Genomic DNA, 1,227 nt, shown 5'->3' on the forward strand with positions numbered 1-1,227 from the left:
CGCCGGGCTGGGTCGACACGCCGATCTGGGAATTCGTCGCGGGCGACAGGAAGGCCGAGACCCTGGCCGCCATGGCGGAGCGGTTGCCTGCGGGGCGGGTCGGAAGGCCCGAGGACATCGCCGACGCAATCCGCTTCCTGATCGGCAATGGCTTCACGACGGGAGAGACGCTGCATGTCGAGGGCGGGCACCGTCTGATTTGACCGGGACGAAGCCCTCCCCCACAGCGGTGAGCAGTGCCTTCAGCGCCGGCGGCTGGACGCGCCGGCGGCGCCAGATCATCACGATGTCGGCCGAGCGGACCGGGCCGGGCCAGGCAAGTTCGGCGACCTCGCCGCGGTCGATCGCGGCAGCGACCGCGAGCCGTGGCACGAGGCCAAAGCCGGCACCGGCCGCCACCAGGCCGGCAATGGCATCGATGCTGCCTGCTTCGGCGGCGAGGCTAGGTTTGCCCAGGCCCGCTTCGGCAAACGCCTTGTCGACCATGGCCCGGTAGACGCAACCGGTCTCGGTGGCGACGAAATGCTTCTCGGCCAGCGCCGCCAGATCGACATCCGCGCGGTTGTCCCCGGGCGGCACGATCAGCGCAAGCGGCTCGGCCGCCACGACGCGCCTGGCAAAGCGCGGGTCCGGCTCACCGATATTGGACCGCTCGAAGCAGAGAGCGACGTCGATCTCGCCGTCCTCCAGCCGGCGCAGCAACTCGCCGCTGCCGGCCACCTTAAGCTTGATGTCGATGCCGGCATGCGCGGCGCGGAAACCGGCGAGCCAGCCGGCAAGCCTTGCCGAGGCGATCGTCTCGAGCGCGCCGATCGACACGCTGCCGGCGGCCCCAGCTTTGGTGGCATCGACGGCGACCCTCGCGTCACCGGCAAGCGCCAGCAGATCTTCGGCATAGGGTTTCAGCGCCTCACCCGCCGGCGTCAGGTCCAGCCCCTGCCGGGAGCGGGTGAAGAGGCTGGCGCCTAGCTCGGTTTCCAGTGCCTGGATCTGGTCGCTGACGCTCGACTGCGCGAGATTGACCTGTTGCGCCGCGCGCGTGACGTTGCGGGTGCGCGCGACCGCCAGAAAGGTTTTCAGCAGCCTGGGATGCATAAGGGCGCCGAACCTATTGGAGTTGCGGCTTCTTCAGAAAGGAATTGCGGTCGGCGGATTTGACGCGCAGCCAGGTCTCGCGGCCGTCGCGCACGACGCGCAGCGGTATTTCCGAGCCGGCCGGGTTCTGCC

General features: G+C 69.4%; 2 protein-coding genes and 1 pseudogene. 1 reads left to right on the top strand and 2 read right to left on the bottom strand.

Annotated features, from left to right (window positions below; all coding sequences use genetic code 11):
* The coding region (locus tag EOD07_RS34940; RefSeq protein WP_127238395.1) for an SDR family oxidoreductase at positions 1–203 on the top strand (203 nt) is incomplete at its 5' end.
* Here EOD07_RS34940 and EOD07_RS34945 read toward each other — a convergent pair.
* Both EOD07_RS34945 and EOD07_RS38920 read right to left on the bottom strand, forming a co-directional pair.
* Positions 154–1,095 carry a LysR family transcriptional regulator gene (locus tag EOD07_RS34945; RefSeq protein ID WP_127238396.1) on the bottom strand — a complete coding sequence of 314 codons (942 nt, stop codon included), beginning with the start codon at positions 1,093–1,095 and terminating at the stop codon, positions 154–156. The genes EOD07_RS34940 and EOD07_RS34945 overlap by 50 nt on opposite strands.
* 13 nt (positions 1,096–1,108) lie before the next feature.
* Positions 1,109–1,227 (bottom strand): annotated as a pseudogene (locus EOD07_RS38920) (signal protein PDZ); the annotation flags it as partial.

It is taken from the genome of Mesorhizobium sp. M2C.T.Ca.TU.002.02.1.1 (assembly GCF_003997225.1).